The 20,879-nt window shown below is 60.6% G+C and carries 18 protein-coding genes, 1 tRNA gene and 1 pseudogene; 11 read left to right on the forward strand and 9 right to left on the reverse strand.

Features of this window, described 5'->3' with window-relative positions:
- Window positions 1-105 precede the first annotated feature (105 nt).
- Together dnaA and IAE77_RS02665 are read right to left on the reverse strand one after the other, a co-directional pair.
- Window positions 106-1,530, reverse strand: a complete 1,425-nt coding sequence (gene dnaA, locus IAE77_RS02660; protein WP_294221405.1) for a chromosomal replication initiator protein DnaA — start codon at window positions 1,528-1,530, stop codon at window positions 106-108.
- Between the two features lie 350 nt (window positions 1,531-1,880).
- On the reverse strand, window positions 1,881-2,933 hold the full coding sequence (locus IAE77_RS02665; protein ID WP_294221408.1) for a DUF3500 domain-containing protein: 1,053 nt from the start codon (window positions 2,931-2,933) through the stop codon (window positions 1,881-1,883).
- A gap of 184 nt (window positions 2,934-3,117) precedes the next feature.
- On the opposite strand from IAE77_RS02665, the gene IAE77_RS02670 reads away from it, so the two are divergent.
- The 7 genes from IAE77_RS02670 (at window position 3,118) to IAE77_RS02700 (ending at window position 10,557) form a co-directional block, all read left to right on the forward strand.
- On the forward strand, window positions 3,118-4,773 hold the full coding sequence (locus IAE77_RS02670; RefSeq protein WP_294221411.1) for an ATPase, T2SS/T4P/T4SS family: 1,656 nt from the start codon (window positions 3,118-3,120) through the stop codon (window positions 4,771-4,773).
- 46 nt (window positions 4,774-4,819) lie between these two features.
- On the forward strand, window positions 4,820-6,484 hold the full coding sequence (locus tag IAE77_RS02675; protein WP_294221414.1) for a GspE/PulE family protein: 1,665 nt from the start codon (window positions 4,820-4,822) through the stop codon (window positions 6,482-6,484).
- Window positions 6,485-6,609: 125 nt separating this feature from the next.
- Window positions 6,610-7,890: a type II secretion system F family protein gene (locus IAE77_RS02680; protein ID WP_294221416.1), complete on the forward strand. Its 1,281-nt coding sequence runs from the start codon at window positions 6,610-6,612 to the stop codon at window positions 7,888-7,890.
- A 40-nt stretch (window positions 7,891-7,930) separates the two neighbouring features.
- Window positions 7,931-8,599, forward strand: a complete 669-nt coding sequence (locus IAE77_RS02685) for a type II secretion system protein (protein WP_294221419.1) — start codon at window positions 7,931-7,933, stop codon at window positions 8,597-8,599.
- Between the two features lie 53 nt (window positions 8,600-8,652).
- Window positions 8,653-9,000, forward strand: coding sequence for a hypothetical protein (locus IAE77_RS02690; protein ID WP_294221422.1), 348 nt, complete (start codon window positions 8,653-8,655; stop codon window positions 8,998-9,000).
- 90 nt (window positions 9,001-9,090) lie between these two features.
- Window positions 9,091-9,885: a hypothetical protein gene (locus IAE77_RS02695; RefSeq protein ID WP_294221425.1), complete on the forward strand. Its 795-nt coding sequence runs from the start codon at window positions 9,091-9,093 to the stop codon at window positions 9,883-9,885.
- 24 nt (window positions 9,886-9,909) lie between these two features.
- Window positions 9,910-10,557 carry a hypothetical protein gene (locus tag IAE77_RS02700; RefSeq protein ID WP_294221427.1) on the forward strand — a complete coding sequence of 216 codons (648 nt, stop codon included), beginning with the start codon at window positions 9,910-9,912 and terminating at the stop codon, window positions 10,555-10,557.
- Here IAE77_RS02700 and IAE77_RS02705 read toward each other — a convergent pair whose 3' ends face one another.
- Window positions 10,558-11,421: a DUF3108 domain-containing protein gene (locus IAE77_RS02705; RefSeq protein WP_294221430.1), complete on the reverse strand. Its 864-nt coding sequence runs from the start codon at window positions 11,419-11,421 to the stop codon at window positions 10,558-10,560. It abuts the gene before it with no gap.
- 65 nt (window positions 11,422-11,486) lie between these two features.
- Between IAE77_RS02705 and IAE77_RS02710 the strand changes: the two genes are divergently transcribed.
- Entirely contained in the window at window positions 11,487-12,587 is a 1,101-nt protein-coding gene (locus IAE77_RS02710; RefSeq protein WP_294221433.1) for an aminopeptidase, read from the forward strand.
- Between the two features lie 28 nt (window positions 12,588-12,615).
- Here IAE77_RS02710 and IAE77_RS02715 read toward each other — a convergent pair whose 3' ends face one another.
- Together IAE77_RS02715 and IAE77_RS02720 are read right to left on the reverse strand one after the other, a co-directional pair.
- Window positions 12,616-13,839, reverse strand: coding sequence for an erythromycin esterase family protein (locus tag IAE77_RS02715; protein WP_294221435.1), 1,224 nt, complete (start codon window positions 13,837-13,839; stop codon window positions 12,616-12,618).
- Window positions 13,840-13,949: 110 nt separating this feature from the next.
- A pseudogene (locus IAE77_RS02720) lies at window positions 13,950-14,543 on the reverse strand (phosphoribosyltransferase).
- A 202-nt stretch (window positions 14,544-14,745) separates the two neighbouring features.
- Between IAE77_RS02720 and IAE77_RS02730 the strand changes: the two are divergent.
- Entirely contained in the window at window positions 14,746-15,192 is a 447-nt protein-coding gene (locus IAE77_RS02730) for a CBS domain-containing protein (protein WP_294221442.1), read from the forward strand.
- Window positions 15,193-15,250: 58 nt separating this feature from the next.
- On the opposite strand, the gene nadA is transcribed toward IAE77_RS02730, so the two are convergent.
- On the reverse strand, window positions 15,251-16,192 hold the full coding sequence (gene nadA / locus IAE77_RS02735; RefSeq protein ID WP_294221445.1) for a quinolinate synthase NadA: 942 nt from the start codon (window positions 16,190-16,192) through the stop codon (window positions 15,251-15,253).
- Between the two features lie 88 nt (window positions 16,193-16,280).
- Between nadA and IAE77_RS02740 the strand changes: the two genes are divergently transcribed.
- Both IAE77_RS02740 and IAE77_RS02745 read left to right on the forward strand, forming a co-directional pair.
- Entirely contained in the window at window positions 16,281-17,000 is a 720-nt protein-coding gene (locus IAE77_RS02740; RefSeq protein WP_294221447.1) for a VC0807 family protein, read from the forward strand.
- Between the two features lie 63 nt (window positions 17,001-17,063).
- A tRNA-Val gene (locus IAE77_RS02745) sits at window positions 17,064-17,138 on the forward strand.
- Between the two features lie 16 nt (window positions 17,139-17,154).
- On the opposite strand, the gene IAE77_RS02750 is transcribed toward IAE77_RS02745, so the two are convergent.
- The 3 genes from IAE77_RS02750 to IAE77_RS02760 form a co-directional block, all read right to left on the reverse strand.
- The gene (locus IAE77_RS02750) at window positions 17,155-18,567 is read right to left on the reverse strand and encodes a HAMP domain-containing sensor histidine kinase (protein ID WP_294221449.1); all 1,413 of its coding nucleotides are present in this window, start codon (window positions 18,565-18,567) and stop codon (window positions 17,155-17,157) included.
- Window positions 18,548-19,222, reverse strand: a complete 675-nt coding sequence (locus tag IAE77_RS02755) for a response regulator transcription factor (protein ID WP_294221452.1) — start codon at window positions 19,220-19,222, stop codon at window positions 18,548-18,550. The genes IAE77_RS02750 and IAE77_RS02755 overlap by 20 nt, the downstream gene beginning before the upstream one ends.
- 109 nt (window positions 19,223-19,331) lie before the next feature.
- Complete coding sequence (locus IAE77_RS02760) at window positions 19,332-20,828, reverse strand: DegQ family serine endoprotease (RefSeq protein ID WP_294221453.1); 1,497 nt, start codon at window positions 20,826-20,828, stop codon at window positions 19,332-19,334.
- Window positions 20,829-20,879 lie beyond the last annotated feature (51 nt).

A 20,879-nucleotide genomic window follows, 5' to 3' on the forward strand; every position in this document is an offset into this window, starting at 1 on the left:
CTTTACATCGGCTCACAATCTACCTTCTTGAAAGCGTTGCCCGGGGATTTGAGGTTTCCAGAGGTGCCCGTAAGATTGATCGACAAGGCCAGTCTCGCTCCAAAATCACGATTCGCAGATCTTGCCGGCGAGGTTGTCCAGGGTGCGTTTGAAGTCGGTGGAGCCGTTGACGAGGTTGGTGATGACTTTGCAGGCGTGGATGACAGTGCCGTGGTCACGGCCGCCGAATTCGTCGCCAATCTGCACGAGCGGCAGCTTGGTGAGCGTGCGGGTGAGGAACATGGCCACCTGGCGGGCTTCGGCGATGTTTTTTGGGCGGCGCGGGCCGGTGAGATCGCTGACGCGGAGGTCGTAATGGGTTGCGACGATGCGTTGCACACGATCCACGGTGACGGTCTTGGACACGTCCTCGTCGATCACGTCATGCAGCAGGGTGGCGAGGGCGGATTCGGTGGTGACGGCGCCTTCGAGCGAGACGTGGGCGGCGACACGCATGAGCGCGCCTTCGAGCTTGCGCACGTTCGCACGGATGCGCTGGGCCATGAAGTCGAGAATCCACGAATCGAGCGAGACATTGAAGTCGTTCTGCTTGCGGCGCAGGATGGCGATGCGGGTCTCAAAATCCGGCACCTGGATCTGCGTGGCGAGGCCCCATTCGAAGCGGGAGACGAGGCGGCTTTCGAGGTTTTTGATCTCGCTGGGCGGACGGTCGCTGGCGAGGACGATCTGCTTCGCGTTGTTGAAGAGCTCGTTGAAGGTGTGGAAGAACTCCTCCTGCGTGCTGTCCTTCCCCTCGAAGAAATGGACGTCATCAATGAGCAGGACATCCACCTTGCGGTATTTCTGCCGGAACTGGCTGAAAGTCTGCTTCTTGATGGAATCCACGAACTCATTGGTGAACTGCTCGGAGGTGACGTAGCGCACCAGAGCGCGCGGCTTGCGAGCGAGCACCTCCTGCCCGATGGCCTGCATGAGGTGCGTCTTTCCAAGGCCGGTGGGGCCGTGGAAGAAAAGCGGATTGTAGATGCGACCCGGCTTTTCGGCGACGGCACGCGCGACGGCGAGCGAGTAGCTGCTGTTCGGTCCGGCGACAAAGCTGTCGAAGTTGAACTTCGCGTTCAATCCCGCGTCACTGAAATAGCGGATCGGCTCCTGCACAGGAGCATTGACGCGCGCGGCCTTCAGTTCCGGCAATGGCGCGAAGGCCGCAGGAGCAGGCTCGGTGGCGACATGGAACTCGATGACGGCAGGAGCGCCGGTGACTTCAGCGACGGCATCGGCGACGGGGCCGCTGTGATTGCTCTCGATCCAGAGTTGATGGATCGGATTGGGAACGGTGATGACGAAGCGTCCATCATCGGTCAGGCGAGCGGATGTGCCGCTGAAGCAGCGCTGGAAGTTGTCTGCACCGAGGCGCATTTCCAAAACGACGCACACACGATCCCAGATGGTGGGAGCAAGGGCGAAGAGAGGCGCGGCACTGGGATGAACGGGGGAAGGTTGATTCGTGCTTTCATCGTTGCGCGCCATGATGAGGATTCTCCGGGAGGATTTGCTGAAGGGGTTGGGAAAAGCTGCGCCGTCAGAGACTCGATGAACCATTGGAAGGGCCGCCGAAATTCTTTTTCAAACGCGCCGCTTTGTATGACGAAACCGACACATCTCTCAAGCTCTTCTTCCATATATTTTTGAAATTCCTCACTCAAGCTGATGAGAAAATTCAAAATCATTCACACGCATTCTTGACACGACATTCCATGAGTCCGCGAACGACACGCGAATCATCTTCCGCAAGCGAAAACTCGTGAACGCAGCAAGCCTGTGACCATGCTCACCAAGCGAGCATGACAATGGTCATCCCATCACGCTTCTGCGAGGCATCAATGAGCCTGCTTCACATGATCGCCGAGCAGATCGCGGCCAAAATCGCCATCAAAGCTGCGCCAGACACTGTGAACGTGATTGGCTCCATTCTGCGTGTTGTCGTATTCAATGAGGAATGTCTTGCCCTGAACACGATAATAGTGCGGCTCTCCGCGTTCCTTGCCACCGGCCCAGGCGAAATGAACGGGACCGTTTTTCGCAATCTCAGCGCGGATCTCATCGGCCACTTCTGGACGAAAACGAGCGAGGTATTCATCAATGAGACCGACCAGCATCTTCTTCTGCTTTGCGTCGAGTTCGGAATCAGAGAGTCCTTCAGGGGACAAGGCGCTCACCTTGTGCTCCGCCGCTGTGATCATGTCTTTCGGCGCCTCGGTGGCGACAAACGCGGCCTTGAACTGCTCGGGCGTGAGAGACTTCACCAACTCGCGCCCGAGTTCCTCCTCGACAGCGAGCACGCGCAGGCCGGCGAGCGCCCCTTCGCGGATCTCACCCGGGTTGGTGCCCATGAAGGCAGGAGTCGCACGCAGAAGCTGTCCATCCTTGATGGTGAAGTTCAGGGAGAGGTGATGCCCCTCGACACGCCAGCCCCAGGCCCCCTTGTCGGCGGGTTCACCGAAGATGGACACGAAGTACTTCTCCGGGTCGCGTTTCTCGCGGGTCGCCGCTCGCTTGGACTCATCCGCAGCGCCTTCCATTTGATACAGGACCTCTTCCAGACTCATGATCGTGACTGCCTTGGCCGATCCGCGGAAGCCAAGGCCGGTGTTCAACAGTGCGTGCGCCAGCAGCCGCTGCTGCGGCGTCATCTCCTTCATCGGGAGCCCCTTGCGCTCGCGTGGGATGAAGTGCCAGTTCTCACGCTCCTCGTCCGCAAAGGCGAAAGTCGCCTTCGCTTTCTGCTCAGGAGTCAACGCGGCGAGCAGCACCTTCGCGATGGCCGACATCTGGGTTCCGGCGTCGTGGGCGCGCGCCGTGGGAGCAGCAAGGAAAGAAAAAGCCAGGCAGATGCCAAGAAGCGGGAGAGTGAGGCGCTTGAGAAGGGTCATGGTCGGTGATTCGGCGTGATTGGTTCGAGGGGCAAGTCGAACGCGTGCAAAACCCGGGGTTTGTCACCGAACGTCATCAATTTTCGCGCGCGTGGCGTCGAGACGTTGACACTTTCGTCTGTGCGGTTGTAGTCTCGGAATTAACGGAAAAAACCTCCCAACCTGCCACGCAGACACGATTTTCATGTACTCGAATGAAACCTACCTACTCGAACAGCTCCAGGAGTCCGGGCTGATCACCGAACGTGATGTTCAACAGGCCCAATGCAGCCTGAAGCCTGGCGAGAGCGTGGTCGAGGCCCTGATGAAGACCGGCGTCGTCTCAGACGAGCAGATCGCGCAGACGGTGGCGGTGAACTCGGGCATGGAATACGTGGACCTCAATGGATTCGAGCCGCCACCGACGCTCAAGGCGCTCGTGCCGCTGGAAGTGGCGCTCAAATACAAGATCGCGCCACTGGGAACGAACCACAACGCGCTGCAGGTCGTGGTGGCGGACCCGTTTGATTTCGAAACGCTCGACGCCCTGCCCCACGTGCTGCAGCCGGACATCGAGTATTACTGCTCCACCCCTTCCCTGATCAAGACGCTCCAGGCGAACATCTACGGCAACGAGGCCGTGATGGGCACGATCAAGGCGAAGGGCACCGAGGGCAGCGGGGATGATGACGCGCCTGTCATCAAGCTGGTGACGAACATGCTGATGGAGGCCTTCAAGAACAAGGCGTCTGACATTCACGTGGAACCGCTGGAGAAGGACATCCGCATCCGCTACCGCATGGACGGTGTGCTAGTGGACGTGGAACATCACCCGAAACGGCTGCACGCGGCGATCATCGGCCGCATCAAGATCATGACCGGCTCGATGCAGCTCGATGAAAAGCGCATCCCGCAGGACGGCCGCATCCAGATGTCATTCAATGACAAGGAGATCGACATGCGTGTGTCGATCATTCCCACCAATCACGGCGAGAGCGTGGTCATGCGCGTGCTCGACAAGAGCAGCCTGCGCCTCGGTCTCGTCGATCTCGGTTTCCTGAGCGATGACCAGGCGGCCTTTGAGCGGCTGATCACCCTGCCGGACGGCATCATTCTCGTGACGGGCCCGACCGGCTCCGGCAAGACGACGACGCTGTATGCCTGCCTGAACTTCATCAACCGGCCCGACCGCAAGATCATCACGGTGGAAGATCCGGTCGAGTACGAGCTCGCAGGCATCAATCAGGTGATGGTGAAGGAGGACATTGGCATGACCTTCGCCGCGGCGCTTCGCGCCATGCTGCGTCAGGCGCCGAACATCATCATGCTGGGGGAAATTCGTGACCTTGAGACCGCCTCGATCGCCATCCAGGCCTCGCTGACCGGTCACTTGGTGTTCTCCACGTTGCACACGAATGACGCACCGAGCGCCGTGGCCCGTCTCAGCGACATCGGTGTGAAACCCTTCCTCATCGCCTCTGCGGTGCGTGCGATCCAGGCACAACGATTGGTGCGCAAACTCTGCGGCGACTGCAAGACGCCCTCGACGCTGAGTGACCGCGAACTTCGTGCGCTTGGCCTGGAGCCCACCCAATTGATGGAAGCTACGATTTTCGGCCCGAACGGTTGCGGCAAGTGCCGCCAGGGCGGCTATCGCGGCCGTATGTCCCTCGTGGAAATTTTCACGGTGGACGACGAGGTGAGAAACATGATCAACCAGCAGCTCACCACGCCACAGCTGCGCAAACGAGCCCGCGAGCTCGGGATGCGCACCCTCCGCGAGGACGGCATCCGCAAAGTCCTGGCCGGCATGACCACGGCCGAAGAGGTGATCGAGTCCACGATGTCCGACGCCGATTGATGCTTTTCACCACCACTCAGACGAATCTCATTCCTTTAAGAAGACTATGACTCCCAAGAATGTGGTAGATATGCTCGAAACCCGGGGCGTTATCGACAATGGTGTCGCCTACGACATCGAACAGGACGCGGTGAAAAACGGCAAGGACATCGTCCAGGTGCTGATCGACTACGGCATCTACACCAATGAGGACGAGTTCTGGGCCCAAGTGGCGGACGAGCTCGGTGCCGACCATTTCGATCTCGACAACTTCGAGCCGCCCCCCTCGGTCGTGGCCTTGATCCCTCCGGGGATGGGCAGGCTCTACGGAGCCTTCCCCATCACGCTTGACGGGCAAGGGCTGCATGTGGCCTTCACTGATCCGCTCAATCCGCAGCTCGTGGAAGACCTGCGTTTCGGCCTGGAAAAGACCATCGTGCCGGTCGTGGCCCGCCGCAGCCAGGTGCAGGCCTTGATTGAAAAGCATTATGGCAGCGGAGCGCCCAGCATTGATGAAATCTTTGGGAACCTGGGCAAGGCCGGCAAGGAGGGCGTGTCGCCGGAAGCCGAGGCCAATTCCGCACCCATTGTGAAATTCGTCGATCTGGTCATGCACCAGGCGATCAAGGAACGTGCGAGCGACATTCACTTCGAGCCTTTCGAGCGCGAATTCAAAATCCGCTATCGTGTGGACGGCGCTCTTTATGAAATGGCGCCGCCCCCGGTCCATCTGGCCAATTCGATTATCTCCCGCGTCAAGGTGATGGCGAACATGAACATCGCCGAGCGCCGCATCCCGCAGGACGGCCGCATCATGACCACCGTGAACGGAAAAGCCGTGGACATGCGTGTGAACTCCCTTCCCACGCAGCACGGGGAGTCCGTGGTGCTCCGCGTGCTGGACCGCTCCTCCATCCAGCTCGAACTTTCCGATCTGGGCATGTCCGAAGGCCTGCGTGACTACATCGAGGAGACCATTCACAAGCCAAACGGGATTTTCATCGTCACTGGTCCCACTGGTGCCGGCAAGACCACGACCCTCTACGCCTGCCTGCGAAAGATCAACACGATCGACTCGAAACTCCTCACCGCCGAAGACCCGGTCGAGTATGAACTCGATGGCATCATGCAGGTGCCGGTGAATGACGCGGTGGGCCTGACCTTCGCGAAGGCATTGCGGGCCTTCCTCCGTCAGGATCCCGACCGCATCATGGTCGGAGAGATGCGCGACTTGGAGACGGCGCAGATCGCCATCCAGGCCTCGCTCACGGGTCACTTGGTGCTGAGCACCTTGCACACGAATGACTCGGCCGGAGCGGTGACCCGTCTGGTGGACATGGGCGTGGAGCCCTTCATGGTCTCGGCCACGCTGGAAGGCGTCCTGGCCCAACGTCTGCTGCGCACCATCTGCAAGAGCTGCCGTTCACCTTATGAGCCGAGCCTGCACATTCTCAACCAGCTCAACCTGACGCCGGACGACATCGGCGGGAAGCATTTCTTCACGGGCGCCGGCTGCTCGACGTGTGGCAGCAGTGGCTATAAAGGCCGCCGCGGCATTTATGAGCTGCTCGACGTGACCGATCCGATTCGTGAGCTTATCACAGGCCGTGCCCCATCCCTCGTGCTCCGCCAGAAGGCGATCGAACTCGGCATGGCCACCCTCCGTGAAGACGGCCTGCGAAGCATCTTCGATGGTGAGACCACCATTGAAGAGGTGCTGAAATACACATGACGCCACGATTTGCGCCCCTCGGAACGTCCCGCTGCTTCCGCAGCATTATTTGATGGACAGAACGCCCGGCGCTTCGGTATTCTGAATTTCATACTCTGAACCCACGCCTCCCCTAGACAAGCCCTATGCCCAAGTTTCACTACATCGCCCTGGATCAGAACGGACAGGAGACTGCCGGAGATCTCGACGCCGCCTCAGAGGCCGATGCCATCAACCAACTGCGCCAGTCCGGCCTCTATCCCACCAGCGTCGCCGCAGAAGGCCAGGGACAGGCGGCTGCGATCAAGAAACGGGCCAAAAGCAGCACCAAGGGCAAGGCGAAGGTCGTCAAGGTCGGTGCCAACGCGAAGGTCAAGAGCAAGAGCTTGATGATTTTCACGCGCCAGCTCGCCACGCTTATCGACTCCGGGCTTCCCCTGCTCCGTGGCTTGACCGTTCTTGGCCGCCAGGAGCCCAACCTCGTGATGAAGGCCACCATCAACACGCTGGCCGATAATGTGCAGACCGGCAGCACGTTTTCGGAAAGCCTTCAGCAGTATCCCCGCATCTTCAACAAGCTATATATCAACATGGTGAAGGCCGGCGAGCTCGGCGGTGTGCTCGAGCTCGTGCTGAACCGTCTGGCCGAATACCAGGAAAAGGCCCAGAAGCTGAAGAACAAGATCGTCGCCGCGATGGTTTACCCCATCATCGTGATGTGCATCGCCGCCGCGATCATGGTGTTCCTCATGATGGTCATCGTGCCGCGTTTTGAGACCATCTTTGAGGACATGCTCGGCAGCAAGGACAAGCTGCCCGAACTCACCAAGTGGGTGATCGGCTTCAGCCGCAACATGTTCGAGTACAAGTGGTATCTGCTCGGTGGTTTGATCTCCGTCATCACTGGCTGGCGGGCCATTGCAGCCACAAAAGGCGGACGCCGCTGGATTGACCGCACCAAGTTGAAGCTGCCGCTTTTTGGTGATGTGCAGCGCAAAACTGCCATCTCCCGCTTTACCCGCACCCTGGGCACTCTCGTCACCTCCGGTGTGCCCATCCTGCAGGCTCTCAACATCACCCGCGACACTGCGGGCAATACCATCGTCTCCGACGCCATCACCAAGGTGCATGACGCTGTGAAGGAAGGTGAATCGATGGTCGCGCCGCTCGAATCCAGCGGCGTGTTCCCGCCCATGGTCATTTCCATGGTGGACGTCGGCGAGGAAACCGGCCAGCTGCCTGAGATGCTGCTCAAGATCGCTGACGTGTATGAGGATGAGGTGGACAACTCCGTCTCAGCCCTCACTTCGATGCTCGAACCGCTCATGATCGTCGTCCTGGCCCTGGTCGTCGGCGTCATCGTCATGGCCCTCTTCCTCCCGCTCATCGACGTGATCAAGAACCTCAGCGGCGGTGCTGGCGGCTGATGCCTGCCCCTCTGTCCTGGATCATCCCAGCTCGTTCTACATGAAACTGTCCCGTGTCCGATTCAACTCGAAGGCATTCACCCTCGTGGAAATGCTCATCGTGCTCTCCATCATCGCGCTGCTCGCCGGCCTGACGATGGGCGCATACACCTATGCCATGCGTTCCTCAAAGCGCCGTGTCACCACCGGCACCTTCGAGGGCATCAAGCTGGCATTGGACCGCTACTACTCCGAGTTCGGGGAGTATCCGGAGCCGGCCAACTCCGGCCAGACGGCTGACTTCCCTCCCGGCAAACCCTACGATCTTTCGGGTGCTTCCTGTCTTTACCAGGCGCTCACCGGGGACGGCTATGACCAGTTGAAAGGGGTTCAGGCAGACAACTCGGGTGGTTCCGATGAAGCTCCTGCCCAGTCTGACGGCAAAACCGAGGGCACGGCGGAAATCTCGAAGAAGATGATGGCAGAAGTCCCGCAGACGATCTGGATGAACAAGAATGGCACCTACATCGTCATTGATGGATTCGGCAGACCCTTCCAATACGTCAAGGCGGCGACACCGGCAGCAGTGGGCGACACCCCTCAAGCGACGACGATCAACTCAACCTATGACCTTTGGTCCTACTCGGAGGACGAGGAAAACACGAGCATGAGATCGCTCGACACCTTGGAAAAGCCCCAGGTTTCGGTGAAGTGGATCAAGAACTGGTAGTCTTTCGTTTTTCACCCAGGGCTGCCCCAGCAGCCTGCTACTTTCGTTCTCGCATGCCGATCGGCCTGGCCATCGCTTCCATTCTGCTGCTTTTCATCAGCTTTTGGGTGCTGAACGTCGCACGTGACCCGCGCGTGTGGCGTTTGTGGTGGATGGATCTGATCGGAGTGCTCGATTTCGATTCCGATCGCGAGCATCGACGCGTGCAGGAGGCGCAAATGTCCTTTCTCTGCTACATCCTGTTCGTCCTCCTGCTCGCCACCAGCCTCAGCGGAGCCTTCTGGACCGTCGATCTTGTACGCGAATACAAACGCGAAAAGACCCGGTTTGAGCGCGAGATCGACAGTTCGAACCGGGAGATTGAGAAGGTCAGCAACAAACCCCAGAGCATCAAGCGCTGATCGGATGGAGCATGGCGGCCTCGGGCCGGGATTTGGGATTGCGCATGCTGCCCTTCACGGCGAAGAAGCAGCCAACCTTCATCTCTCTTCATGAACCGCCAGGAAAACCTCGAATCTCTCTTTCGCAACGGCAAGACCGTCATCCTCCCGATCGACCATGGCTGTGCCATCCCCGTCCCCGGCCTGGAGAACCCCTTCAAGCTCATCGACCAGGTGAACGACTTTGTGGACGGTTACGTCATGAACCTCGGTGTCGCCTTGCGCGCGGGTGACAGCCTCGCCGGAAAGGGGATCATCCTCCGCACTGATGTCTATAACACACGCACCACGGGTGAAGGCGCGGGCAGCATCGGCATGTTTGGTGTCGAGGAGGCGGAAATGGTCGGCGCCAACGCCGTCATGAACATGCTCTATCCCGGCTCAGCCTATGAGAAGGCCAATTTTCAGGAGTGTGCTGATCTCATCCGCCTCAGCCTCGACACCGACATCCCGGTCATCCTTGAGTCGCTGCCTTACGCACTGGGAGCCAAGGACAAATACACCTTGGAAAACGTCAGCTTCGCAGCCCGTCTGGCTGCGGAGGTGGGGGCCGATGTGGTCAAAATCCCCTACCCTGTGGATGCGAAGGCCGATGACTTCCGCCGCATCGTTGAACAATGCTTCGTTCCCGTGATCATCCTCGGAGGCGCGGCGATGGGTGATGACGCAGGCCTGTTGAAAATGGTCGAGGATGCCATGAATGGAGGCGCCGCAGGCATCGCCATCGGTCGCAATGTCTGGCAGCACAAGAATCCTGCGGCAATCGCACGCAGTCTGGCAGCCATCGTGCATGAGGACGCCTCCGCCCTGGAAGCCCTCGCGCTGCTGAAAGAACCTGTGCGCTGATTCAGTTTCGTTGCACGCCCCGCCATGAAACGTCTGCTTTTCGCCGCCTGCCTGCTCGCCACAACATCGCTTTTTGCCCAAACGCCCCAGACTTTTGAGATCACGGCCGATGACTGGAGCGAAGGAGAGCCGCCCAAGGACGTGTTTGTCGTCGCCGGTCTCATCAAAGTGGCGCCGCGTGATGGCAACAAAGCGCTGGTGATTGACCCCGGCACGGAACTTGTCGATGCGAGCGCCCAGCTTGGTGTCTCAGCCGCCGGCAGCGCCAAAATCGAGGCAAAGATCCTCGCCATTCGTCGTGGCCGCAGCACCCCGCGTTTCGGGGTCAGTGTCCATGGCATGAGCGGACATCGTCTGATCATCAATCCTGCCAAGAAGGTCCTCGAACTGGTGCGGAACGATCAGACTCTCACGAGCGTGCCGTTCGTCTGGACCAGCGAAGCCTGGGTGAAGGTGAAACTGGAGGCAAAAAAAGGCGGGGGAGACGCATGGACGATCACTGGCAAAGCCTGGCCAGCCGATGCGGCCGAACCCGCCGAACCACTCATCAAACACGAGGAAAAGGGTCTCAAAGGACAGGGCAAATGCGCCATCTGGGCCACCCCTTTCTCGGGCGAACCGGTGTTTTTCGACAACATCCAGATTACTGTCGAGACTGCGCCCGCTCCTTGATCATCGCGCCGGTGCCTTCACCGTCACGTCTCGCGGCACGGATGCGGTCGCGCTCCGTCCTTGGAGCATCTTCAGGCCGGTCATGCGTGCGGACATGTAGCCGATGAAGATCTCGGCGTGCATCTCGATCGGCACCCGCAGTTCGTCGTCGGACACCCAGATCGTCGCCGTCTTCATCTTCTTGTAGGCGCTGAGTTCCAGCGTTGTGCGGTCGATCTTTCGGATCTTCAACCCTACTTTGATGCAGGGATGGCTTTTCCCGCCAAACCTCAGCGTCTCCCGCCCAAGAACTTCAAAGGTGGTCAAATATGGCTTGTCCCAAGGCTGCACCACGCGTGTGATTTTCTGCCCGTCTCGCAATTCCTGGCCGCGCACGTGGAGAATCACCGAAAGAAGGTCATCCATCGGTCCGAACGTGCACACGGCCGTTGCGAGCGTCGGGCTGCCTTTCACCGGCCGCACCAGCGTCTCCGTCACCACGCGGTTTTCCTGGAATGCCACACGGTAGCGGCACATCTCCGCGCTGTCCGTCTCCTCATGCTGCAAGTAATGTGCCCGCAGGTCCGCACGGTGCATGATTGAAGTCATCAGGCAGTCGTATCTCCAAAGTGTGCGCGCGAAACCGGTGCTCGCCGCCGTCGCATCCGCCCTCCAGAAATGGCCAGCCTCACGCACCGTCAGTGTGGCTTTTCCCGCCGTCACCCAGTTGTTCCAGCCCAGTTCATAGCTGATCTCGCATGGCGGGACGTGGCGATGGTGGCTGCCCGCGCCGCCCTCTGTCAGTGCCCCGGCCCAGTCAGGAGTCCGGGCCGTCGCAAACATCGGCAGGCAGATGAGCATGGAGGTCAACAGGCAGCGCGTCATGCTGGAGCATTCCCCCGATTTTCCCTTTTGCCAGTTTGTGTCTTTGCCGCCACAATCGGCGCATCATGCACGATCCTCGTATTGACGCCCTTTCCCGCCAGCTCGTCCGTTACTCCACCAAGGTCAAGAAAGGCGATTTCGTCTGGATCGACCTCTTCGATGTGCCCAATACGGTCGGCCAGAGCCTGATTCGCGAGGTCGTGGCGGCTGGCGGCACACCGATGGTGCGCCTGAATGATGCCGTCATCACCCGTGAGCAGATGATCCATGCGGACGAGGCGCAATACGATCTCATCGCCAAGAACAACCTCGCCTTGATGAAACAGACCCAGTGCTACATCGCGGTCCGTGGCAGTCACAACATCACCGAATCGGCCGATGTCCCGCCGGAGAAGATGAAAATGGTCATGAAGAAGCTGCGCCCCGTGCAGAACCAGCGCGTGAATCACACCCGCTGGGTCGTTTTGCGCTGGCCCACAGCCTCGATGGCCCAGCAAGCCGGCATGAGCACTCAGGCGTTCGAGGATTTCTTCTTCCGCGTGTGCCTTCTCGACTACGAGGCCCTCATTCCCGCCATGAATGCCCTCAAAAAGCTCATGGACAAAACCAATGACGTCCACATCACCGGCCCCGGCACAGATCTGCGCTTCAGCCTCAAGGGACTCAAGGCCCTGGCCTGCGGCGGCAACCACAACATTCCCGATGGCGAATGCTTCAGCGCCCCGGTCAAAGACAGCGTGGAAGGCGTCATCACCTACAACGCCCCGACCATCTATCAGGGCATCGCGTTTGACAGCGTCAGGCTCGAATTCAGCAAGGGCAGGATCGTCAACGCCACCGCCAACAACACCGAGGCCATCAACAAGATCCTCGACAGCGACAAAGGAGCCCGCCACATCGGTGAATTCGCCATCGGCTTCAATCGCGAGATCAAGGAGCCCATGCGCGACATCCTCTTCGACGAAAAGATCGCCGGCAGCTTTCATTTCACGCCCGGGCAGGCTTACGAAGGCCCCGCCGACAACGGCAACCGCAGCCAGGTCCACTGGGATCTCGTGAACATCCAACGCCCGGAATATGGCGGTGGCGAGATTCGCTTCGACGGCAAGCTCATCCGTAAAGACGGTCAGTTTGTCCTCCCTGAGCTCAAACCGCTGAACTATTGAGCCCTCCAGGGCCTCCAGGTTGCCTTCGTCAGACTCCGGCCGGAAAAGTCTCCGGAAGCTCCGCCTCATCCCAGATGGAATCGCGTTCGAGTGGTTCCAGCGCGCGCGTGTCATCCAGGTGAATGACCGCGTCAAATTGCTCCGGCAGGCAGGTGTCGAAATAATGGCTCCAGCGTTCCGTCTCAGGGCGATACACCACGCCGATGGCACGTTCGAGGCGATGCTGCTTCAGCAGCCATGTGGCGGCATTGCGCTCCCGCAGATCCAGCCAGAAAGCGGGCACGCCAGTGGCGTGAAACAGTTCCTCGTAACTGCCAGCCATGGCGGGACGCACGCGACGACGCTCAGCCGCCTCTCCCCAATCCCGTGCGGCTGTGACCGTGCCCGAATAGGTGGTGAAGCCGATGTTGAAGACCTTCCCGGGGAAGCGCTGCCGTAGGAGCTGGCCCACATTCCATTCGCCGCACCGGCCCATTTCGGTCGCCCGGGCATCTCCCACATGCGAGTTGTGCGCCCAGACGACTATTTTTGCCTCTGAGCCGCCGAAATGCCGCACCAGAGCGGCAAGAGTCTCCGTCATGTGCTCGTCACGCAGGTTCCACGATTCGTCGCGGCCATGAAACATCGCCCGGTAATAGCGCTCCGCGTTGGCGACGAGACGGGCATTCTGCTCGGCATAAAAGAACTCGTTCTTCGCATCCGGACCGCCACGATTCATCAACTCGCCATACGCACGGCGCAGTTCCACGAGCTGGGCGGTGACTTCTGCCTCGCACGATTCAGCCTTTCCGCGCGTGGTGATGTAGCCGTAGGCCTGTGGATCCTTACCGAAGTATTCAAAGCAGCCGTAACGCTGCCGCGCACGACGGGCGGCATCTGCATCGGTCTTGTCCAGATATGCCAGCACCGATTCCATCGATGTGTGCATGCTGTACAGATCCATGCCGAAGAGACCGGCGCTGTCGCCCTCGTTTGTCGCCCGCAGGTTCCGTGCACGCAACCATTCGACGAATTCGACCATCACCGTGTTCCGCCACATCCACGCGGGGAAACGGCGGAAGTCACCGAGCGCCGCCACAGTGTCCGTCTCCTGCGCCAGGCCGGTGACATGGCGGTGCACCCGCAGGGTGTCCGGCCAGTCTGCCTCCAGGGCGATGAGACGGAACCCATGATTGAGAATGAGCTGCCGCGTCATCTCCGCGCGCAGGGCATAGAATTCATGCGTGCCGTGGGAGGCCTCGCCAATCAGCACAAACTGCGCCTCGCCGGCCCGTCGGATCAGTTCTTCAGGGCCCTGCTAGCCGGTGACGGGCCGCACCAAGCCCGCGAGCTGCGTGGCATCGCGTTTCACATCGGACGCCGTCATTCGCCGCTCCTTTCCATGGCGCGAGCCAGCAGTTGCCGCACCTCGTCATCAGTCGTCTGCGTGAAGTCCTCGTAGAACTGACCCACAGCCTGGAACGACTCCGGCGTGGTGGCGCATACGACCTCATCCGCCAGATGTTTGAACTCCTCGCAGGTGTCCGGGGCGGCCACCGGCACGGCGACGATGATGGCCGCCGCCTTCTGTTCCCGCAGCGCCTGCACCGCAGCACGCATGGTGGCTCCTGTCGCCAGACCATCATCGACGAGGATGACCGTGCGGCCTGGCCGGTACTCGGCCTCGCGACGGCGCAATTCCCTCATCTCCTTCTCCGTCGCCTGCGCGATCGCGAGTTCCGCGCGCGGCAGCACGTTCACCACATAGTCATTCAACACCCGTACACCACCGCTGGCGATCGCACCCATCGCCACTTCCTCCCGCCCTGGCATTCCCAGCTTCCGCACAATGAACACATCCAGCGGTGCCCTCAGCCGCCGGGCCACCTAAAAGGCCACCGGCACGCCGCCACGCGGCAGCGCCAGCACGAGCAGGCTCTCCCTGCTCCCGTGGCTTTGCAAGGCATCCGCCAGCATGACACCGGCATCCCTGCGGTCTCGAAACGGCAGGCGGACATTCCCACGTTGGCGTGCGCTTTTCATCGGCGGTCATGGGACGCGGAGTTCATGCGTCCCGACAAAGTTACGCGACAAAAAGCAGCCACGCGTGTCATCCCATGCCCGCCTCAGGCCGGAATCTGACACGGATGCCGGAGAGAGCCTGCGATCCCGCTGTGACATGCAAATCAAAGACATCATGACCACGAATGTGGAGATCGTCCGGCCGGACACGCCGCTGCTGGAGGCTGCGCGCCTCATGCGCGACCTCGACGTCGGCGTTCTGCCCATCTGCGACGGCCGCCGCCTGCTTGGCATCCTGACCGACCGTGACCTCACCGTGCGGGCAGTCGCCGAGGGTCGCAATCCCAACACGGCCCCCGTCAGCGACAGCATGACCCCGGAGGTGGTCTATTGCTTCGACGACGATTCCACGGCTGACGCCGAACGGCTCATGGCGGAGAAGCAAATCCGCCGCCTTCCCGTGCTGGACCACGACCAGCGCCTCGTTGGCATCGTGTCGCTCGGGGATCTCGCAGTCCGCACCAGGGAGACCAAGGTGGTCGGCAAGACGCTCGAGCGAGTCTCGGAACCTTCAGACAAGCCTCTGGCAACGATGACGCTGTGAATCTCACAGCCGAGCCACTGCGAAGAGGTGCGCAACCAGGCACCTCTTCGCGGAGAGGTTAACGGCTCAGCTCAAGCATGCGCAAAATCGGCTTTTCGGCACGTTTGCGCAGGTCTTCGGGCAATTCGACCTGCGGCGAGAGATCGCGCAGGCAATCATGCAGCTTTTGCAGCGTGTTGAGCTTCATGTAGCGGCAATCGGCGCAGGCGCAGTGGCCGGTGGGGCCGGCGATGAACTTCTTGCCCGGCACCTCGCGTTCGAGGCGATGCAGCATGCCGCTTTCCGTCACGATGATGAAGGTGCTTGCCGGACTGTTGCGGCAGTATCCGACCATCTTCTCCGTGCTGCACACCTCATCGGCCAGCATGCGCACGGTGTAGGTGCACTCGGGATGGGCGACGACCTTGGCGTCAGGATGCTCGTCTTTGATCTTCTGGATGCTGTCCCGCGTGAACTCCACATGCACGTAGCAGGCCCCCTTCCACAGATCCATCTTCCTCCCAGTTCGTTCCATGACCCATGAACCTAGGTTCTGGTCGGGCACGAAAAGGATGGGGCGGTCTTGGGGTGCCGCCGCCACGATCTTGTCGGCGTTGCCGCTGGTGCAGATGCAGTCACTCAGAGCCTTCACATGGCCGCTGCAGTTGATGTAGGCGATGACGTAGTAGTTTTTGGCCGCGTTCGCCTTCAAAAACGCCTCCAACTGGGAGCCCGGGCAGCTTTGCTCCAACGAGCAGCCGGCATCACGATCGGGCAGCACCACGATTTTGCCCGGGTTCACGATTTTGGCGGTCTCCGCCATGAAATGCACGCCGCAAAAGGCGATCACGTCAGCGTTCGTTTCTTTGGCTTTGTAGGCCAGGCCGAGGGAGTCGCCCACAAAGTCCGCCAGCTCTTGAATCTCCTTGGACTGGTAGTTGTGCGCCAGGATCACGGCGTTGCGCTCCTTTTTCAGGCGCAGGATTTCATCGACAAGATTGGGAGCGGCGGTGGCGACCATGATCCAGCATTAGCGCCGACACAGGCGGACGCAAGAAGCAGGCGCATTCGTCATTCGACATTCCGCTTTCGTCATTCCAAAGTTCCACGTGACCCAAAAACAGCCCCATCCCCTGCTCGATCTCGCCCTGACCGTCATCCTGCCGTCCATTGCGCTGGAAAAGTTGAGCGCACCGGACCGGCTCGGGCCGCTGTGGGCGCTGGTGGTGGCGCTGCTGCTTCCGCTGGGCTTTGGCATCTGGTGCTACCTCAACAAGCGCGGACTGAACTTCTTCTCCATTCTGGGATTGGTCGCCGTCATCGTGACCGGCGGGCTTGGCCTGCTGAACCTCAACGCCACCTGGTTTGCCGTGAAGGAGGCCCTGTTTCCGATCTTCCTGGGTGTTGCCTTCCCGCTGAGCCACCGCTGGGGCAAGCCGCTGGTGAACGAAATGCTTCTCAACCCGCAGGTCATCAATCTCCCTGCCCTGCATCAGGCTCTCGACACGCCGGAGAAGCACCACGAATTCGCAGGACTGCTCAAACGCGCCTCCTGGGGCATGGCGGGCACGTTTGTGTTCTCCGCCGCCGCCAACTTCGCACTCGCTCTTTATCTGCTCGGTGACAAAGCCCCCGGCAGCCAGGAATACACCAAGGCCATCGGCCGGCTGAACTGGAGCGGCTTCATCGTCATCGGCCTGCCGCTCATGGGCGTCACCCTGGCCTTGCTGCTCTGGTTGCTGCGCTCCATCACCCGCATCACCGGACTGGAACGCGACGATCTGCTCAATCAAGGCACCACGGTGCGAAGCCAGGTGAACAATGGCTGATTCCGGGGCCAAAAACCGTTTGCCGAAACAGCCCGGCCCGTTTATACACTGCGCCCCGGACTCGCGCGGTTAGCTCAGTGGTAGAGCATTACCTTGACATGGTAGGGGTCACAGGTTCGAACCCTGTACCGCGCACCATCCTTCAATGAAGGATTCAAACCGGAACCGGAGTTTGAGGCAACGTGATGACGAACTCGGCCCCCTGTCCCGCTTCGCTCGTGACCGAAACCGTGCCCTGGTGGGCCTCAACGATGGCTTTGACGAGGCTCAGCCCCAATCCCAGGCCGCGCTGCGTGCGGCTCTTGTCCGCACGATAAAGACGCTCCCAGATGCGAGGCTGGTCTGCGGCGGCGATCCCCATGCCGGTGTCGCGAACGTGCACGATCACGCACTGCGGACCGTTTGAGCACGACAGGCACACCTGACCGCCCTCCGCAGTGTATTTGAGGGCGTTGTCGAGGAGATTGGCGAAGGCCTGGCGCAATCGCACCGGATCTACCGAGGCTTTGCAATCCGTGGCGAAGTCGGTGGTGACCGTGATGCGCTTTTCCTCGCTGATAAGCTCATACAGCTCGATCACTTCACGCAAAAGACCAGGAATCGAGGTCTCCTCACGCTTCAGTTTCATCATGCCTGCCTCGGCTTCGCTGATGTCCATGAGCGCCTTCAGAATGGTGAGCACACGGTCCGATTCCTCCACGCAGTCCGCCAGCGCTTCACGCGCCACCGGATCGGGCGTGGTCTGCACGGCAGCCTCCGCCGTGCCACGCAGCCGCGTCAGGGGGGTGCGCAGATCATGCGCCACGTTGTCCAAAGCGTCGCGCATGCCCTGGATGAGCGATTGGTTCTTGTCGAGCACGCGATTGAACTCGGACGCCAGTTCTTCGAGCTCAGCGTGGCTGGTCCGGGCGGCGACGCGTGCGGAGAAATTGCCGCGATCCGAGATGGCGCGTGCTGTTTCCACCACCTCACGCACCGGTTGAGTGGCCCGATGGGCGAAATAGGCACCGCCGATCACCGCGAGCATGAGCGTGGGCGTCATGATCAGCAGAAAATTGCGGCGAAACGGCTGCAGCACCGTCTCGCGGCTGTTCGTGCTGCGTCCCACCTGCAGGATCGAGCCGTCGATCAGTTTCGCCGTCGCCACCGTGAGATCGCGTTCATCGTCCTTGGGGATACGAAGCCAGCCCGGCCGTGATGCATCACTCTGCGCCTGCTGGGATGGCACTTCATCCACGCGCAACCACTCGTTGGGCACATTCACAAACAGCACGCTGCCAAGCCTGCCCGTCACGCGCACAAAGAACGATTTGGACTTGTCCACGTCCGTGCTGTTGCGCTCCACGAGATTGCGCAGCGCCGGCAGGCCGCCGCTCGCATACACCGCCGCGCATTCCTTGAGCCGCGCCTCGATGACCTCACGATCTTTGCGTTCCAAGGCGGAGGCGAGCAGCACATAAAGCAGGCCGAAGAGCACCGCCGCGCTCAGGGTGAAGATCGTCGCGTAGCCGAGCGTCAACCGCACGGTGAAGCTGCGCCACCAGGCCTTAAGCGGGTTTGAGGACATAGCCGACCCCCCGGATGGTGTGGATGAGTTTCACCTCGAAGTCCTTGTCCACCTTGGTGCGGAGCCGGTGCACCAGCACATCCACGACATTGGTCTGCGGGTCAAAGCTGTAGTCCCACACATGCTCCAGGATCATCGTCTTGGTCACCACACGGCCCGGATGACGCATCAGAAGCTCCAGCAGCGCGAACTCACGGGCCTGCACTTCGATCTTCCGCCCCTCACGCGTCACTTCACGCGCCAGCAAATCCAGCGTGATGCCAGCGGCTGTGAGTGTTGTCGGCTCCACGACGTGCGTGGCGCGGCGGATCAGCGCCTGCACCCGCGCCAGCAGCTCCGAGAATGCAAAAGGCTTGGTCAGATAGTCATCACCACCAGCCTGCAGGCCTTTGACACGATCATCCACCGTGGCCTTCGCGCTCAGGATGAGCACCGGCGTGTGAACCTTCTCCCTGCGCAACTGCCGCAGCAGCGAGAGCCCGTCCAGTTTCGGCAGCATGAGGTCCAGCACGATGCAGTCGTAGGTCACCGTGCAGGCGAAATCGAGCCCCTGCTCCCCGTCCCCGGCCGCATCCACGCCAAATCCGTTCTGCTTCAGCCCGTTCACAACGAACGAGGCGATCTTGCTGTCATCTTCGATCACTAAAACGCGCATGGCTGGCAGGAGTTGGGCATGAGTAGCTGCTCGATTCGTCTTGTCCCGTTCAAACAAAGACCCGCCTCGTCATTTCGCAATGACGAGGCGGGCATGAGGGCACGTCGGGTCAGCCCGCCTTGCTTTCATCCACGACGACATACCGGCTGCCGCCTCGGCTCCAGATCTTCACCAGGGAGACCTTGTCCGCCGGCTTTTCACACACGGCGGTGGCCTGCTCGGCATTCTGGATGGGCTGGTGGTTGATCTCAGTGATCACATCCCCCTGACGGAGCCCGGCTTCATAGGCGGCGGAATCTTCCTCCACCTGGGTCACCACGGCGCCTTTGACGTTGGTGGGCACCTTGAGCTGGTCACGCGTGGCTCTGTCGAGATCCGCCACACCGACCCCATGCAGGGCGTCATCAGCATTCATCGATTCCGAGGACGCGGCGGCCACCTTCTCGCCCGGCAGTTCGGTCACCGTGACGTTCAGGCTCAGAGTCTTGCCTTCGCGGAGAACCGTCGCCGGAACCGCCGCTCCCGGCACCGTGCTGCCCACCTGGAGTTTGAGTTGGCGGCTGTCAGTCACAGGCTTGCCATTGAACTCGGTGATCACATCACCGCTCTTCATGCCGGCCTTGTCAGCAGGGCTGTCAGGAGTCACTCCGGAGACCAGGGCTCCCTTCGCATTGCCGATCTTGAACTGCTTCGCGAGCTGTGGGGTCAGGTCCTGGATGTTCACGCCCAGGAAGCCACGCTCCACGCGGCCGTTGTTCACCAGGCTTTCCATGACCCAGCGGGCCAGATTCGTCGGAACCGCGAAGCCGATGCCCTGATTGCCGCCGCTGTGGCTCAAAATGGCCGTGTTCATGCCGATCAGACGGCCATCCACATCCACCAGCGCTCCACCGGAGTTGCCGGGATTGATCGCGGCATCGGTCTGGATGAAGTCCTCATAGTCGAGGCCGAGCGTGGCGCGACCTTTCGCACTGACGATGCCAGTCGTCACACTCTGGCCGATGCCAAAGGGATGCCCGACCGCGAGCACGGTGTCGCCCACTTCGATCCTGTCACTGTCCGCAAGCGTGATGGCCGGAAGATCGTTGGCCTTCACCTTGATCACCGCAACATCGGTCTTCGGATCACTGCCGATGACCTTGCCTTCGAACTCGCGTCCGTCGATCATGGTCACCTTGATCGTGCTGGCATCATCCACCACGTGATTGTTGGTCAGGATGTAGCCGTCCTTCGTCACGATGACGCCGGAGCCCACACCTTCCTGCCGTGGCATGCGGCGCGGTTGCATGCCCTCAGGCATCTGGAAGCCCGGGCCGAAGAAGCGGCGCAGGTCCATGCCACCAGGCATCTCCATGCGGGATGCTTTCGGCTGGCTGGACACGGCCACTTTCACGACGCTCGGGGACACGGCTTTGACGATGGGCGCAAAGCTCGGATAACGCTGGCCCGCGGCAGACAGGGGTGCGTCGTTGACCTGAACATGCAGCGGATCGGCCTTGGCGACCTCCTTGGCGGAGGTGTAGGCCACGAGGGACACGGTCATGAGGCATGCGCCGCCGATGACGGCCGCGCGCTGCCAGAAGGGTTTGTCGGATGGGTTTTTCATGGGCTTATCGATGGGTTGATGTTTGTGGGTGGAATGAATTCCACGGAACAG

This window comes from Prosthecobacter sp., assembly GCF_014879935.1.
Lineage (GTDB): Bacteria > Verrucomicrobiota > Verrucomicrobiia > Verrucomicrobiales > Verrucomicrobiaceae > Prosthecobacter.

Bases quoted from the DNA above. Each gene is read 5' to 3' on its own strand.
- IAE77_RS02730 (WP_294221442.1), top strand. From the start codon at position 14,746: ATGCAAATCAAAGACATCATGACCACGAATGTGGAGATCGTCCGGCCG.
- IAE77_RS02710 (WP_294221433.1), top strand. From the start codon at position 11,487: ATGCACGATCCTCGTATTGACGCCCTTTCCCGCCAGCTCGTCCGTTAC.
- nadA (WP_294221445.1), bottom strand. From the start codon at position 16,192: ATGGTCGCCACCGCCGCTCCCAATCTTGTCGATGAAATCCTGCGCCTG.
- IAE77_RS02675 (WP_294221414.1), top strand. From the start codon at position 4,820: ATGACTCCCAAGAATGTGGTAGATATGCTCGAAACCCGGGGCGTTATC.
- IAE77_RS02690 (WP_294221422.1), top strand. From the start codon at position 8,653: ATGCCGATCGGCCTGGCCATCGCTTCCATTCTGCTGCTTTTCATCAGC.
- IAE77_RS02680 (WP_294221416.1), top strand. From the start codon at position 6,610: ATGCCCAAGTTTCACTACATCGCCCTGGATCAGAACGGACAGGAGACT.
- IAE77_RS02695 (WP_294221425.1), top strand. From the start codon at position 9,091: ATGAACCGCCAGGAAAACCTCGAATCTCTCTTTCGCAACGGCAAGACC.
- IAE77_RS02665 (WP_294221408.1), bottom strand. From the start codon at position 2,933: ATGACCCTTCTCAAGCGCCTCACTCTCCCGCTTCTTGGCATCTGCCTG.
- IAE77_RS02685 (WP_294221419.1), top strand. From the start codon at position 7,931: ATGAAACTGTCCCGTGTCCGATTCAACTCGAAGGCATTCACCCTCGTG.
- dnaA (WP_294221405.1), bottom strand. From the start codon at position 1,530: ATGGCGCGCAACGATGAAAGCACGAATCAACCTTCCCCCGTTCATCCC.
- IAE77_RS02750 (WP_294221449.1), bottom strand. From the start codon at position 18,567: ATGTCCTCAAACCCGCTTAAGGCCTGGTGGCGCAGCTTCACCGTGCGG.
- IAE77_RS02705 (WP_294221430.1), bottom strand. From the start codon at position 11,421: ATGACGCGCTGCCTGTTGACCTCCATGCTCATCTGCCTGCCGATGTTT.
- IAE77_RS02670 (WP_294221411.1), top strand. From the start codon at position 3,118: ATGTACTCGAATGAAACCTACCTACTCGAACAGCTCCAGGAGTCCGGG.
- IAE77_RS02760 (WP_294221453.1), bottom strand. From the start codon at position 20,828: ATGAAAAACCCATCCGACAAACCCTTCTGGCAGCGCGCGGCCGTCATC.
- IAE77_RS02755 (WP_294221452.1), bottom strand. From the start codon at position 19,222: ATGCGCGTTTTAGTGATCGAAGATGACAGCAAGATCGCCTCGTTCGTT.
- IAE77_RS02700 (WP_294221427.1), top strand. From the start codon at position 9,910: ATGAAACGTCTGCTTTTCGCCGCCTGCCTGCTCGCCACAACATCGCTT.